This is a genomic window from Candidatus Hakubella thermalkaliphila, from assembly GCF_013281975.1.
In the GTDB taxonomy this organism is placed as follows: Bacteria; Actinomycetota; Humimicrobiia; order Hakubellales; family Hakubellaceae; genus Hakubella; species Hakubella thermalkaliphila.
Genome location: NZ_BLRZ01000225.1, coordinates 1 through 1,600, shown reverse-complemented (window position 1 = coordinate 1,600; position 1,600 = coordinate 1). Strand labels below are relative to the sequence as shown.

The window sequence follows — 1,600 nt, the reverse complement described above, 5'->3', positions numbered from 1 at the left end:
AGCGGTGGAGAGAAGCTCCCTAAACATGTTCTAGCCAAGATGTTTACTTTCGACATCATGTAGACGTATGTTGCCTGGCGCTGGGTTTTTCATTAGCTTGACAAACACAGCGCTTCCTCAATAATTTATGGTTATCACTAAATCCTTGTATTCCGGGTCTAGAAGCGCTAATTGGTTTCTGATCCTCTGTCTAAGACTTTGTGCAGGTTTTAGACAAAATTCATGTAATTCCTCCTGTGTTACGTTCAAGTCAGGGAATAGTAACTTTAGAAGGCCGGCAGCAAGCCGCCAAATTGCAATTTTATCCCTTATGCTATCACTATCAATGGTGCAATTATTTTTGATATATTCCAAGTATCCAGTCCTATCCCGTAACACATGCAATACTTCCGCAAAGAAATCTGCTTTGAACCCAATACCTTTAGCGATCATGTCACTATTAAATTTTGGTAAGTCCCAGCCGGGAAGAATTCCATGCAGCCTATCAATAAAGGCTGTCTCTCGTAGGAATTCAGGCAAGTTTTGAAACAGATTCTCGCTTTGTGGTCTTCCAGACGATTCAACAGGTATGTTTGCCAACATAACTATGCCAGCCTCTGAGGTAACTTTTTGTTTTCCTCTAGTAAAGTAGCCTGCCTCTAAGAACCCTTTTAGAATTCCGATTACTTCACCAGGGTTCTCAAAAGAAATGGATTGACATTCATCTAGAACAACAACATCGTGCTTAACCAAAAGGCCTGGCACATTGGTTGCATTATTGTAAAATAGCACAGCGGGAGTTACCTTCCCGCCGCTTACCATTCGAATATAGTTTGACAAGTTAATGTAAATCCAAGATTTTCCAGTGCCCTTGGGTGAAAGTTCTATTAAATTGATTCGATTTTGCACAACAGGAAGTAGCCTTGCCAAAAGCAAATGTTGTTGAGAAGGAGAAAAAGCATTCGAATTATAACCTACACTATTCAATAGTAAACTTCTCCATTCATCCAATGTAAAATGAGAACGGCTCTCACAATAGTAATCAATATCAATTTTGCCTATCTGCATAGGTCTAAAATCGGTTAACCAAATCTCTCCTCTCTCTTTTCCTACCACTTTCTTTTCACCGAACTTTCCTAAGTCTTCCTCCTTAAGATGGTAAATCAGTTTTCCGGCCCCCCAAATTCCACCACATAGAAGTAGAGGGTAATTGTCGACTATGTGCTTCTCTATGTATGCATTATCAATATCGAGCGAGGGAATTTTTAGGTTTCTTCTACCAGATCCTAAATCAATTGAAACACTAAAATCGTCCAATATTATGATTGATTCGCCATTTAACAGTTTGTTCCTTAAGAATTCCCTTTGCCTTTTAGACGGAAGGTGATCATTGATGAAACCTATTATTTTGGTTTTCGCTTCGTGATCTAATTCGCCTTTTGGAGTATGCCGCTCAATGAGCCATTCCGCCACGTAGCTGGGTATATTTCTCTCAAAGCCCATTTTCTGCACCAATGACTTATCGATGCAGACCTCACCAAATACTTCTCTGGCTTTTTCTTGGTATTTCTCCATAATTGCCATGATGGGGCCATCACCCGTGAACTATGAAAATATCAAG

1 protein-coding gene is annotated in these 1,600 nt (G+C 39.9%); it reads right to left on the bottom strand.

The window, feature by feature from the left end:
- Positions 1-117 precede the first annotated feature (117 nt).
- Positions 118-1,563 carry a BREX system Lon protease-like protein BrxL gene (brxL, locus tag HW443_RS11100; RefSeq protein ID WP_176230839.1) on the bottom strand — a complete coding sequence of 482 codons (1,446 nt, stop codon included), beginning with the start codon at positions 1,561-1,563 and terminating at the stop codon, positions 118-120.
- Positions 1,564-1,600 lie beyond the last annotated feature (37 nt).

Excerpts from the sequence above, each read along its gene's own strand:
- brxL (WP_176230839.1), bottom strand. The coding sequence starts at position 1,563 with ATGGCAATTATGGAGAAATACCAAGAAAAAGCCAGAGAAGTATTTGGT.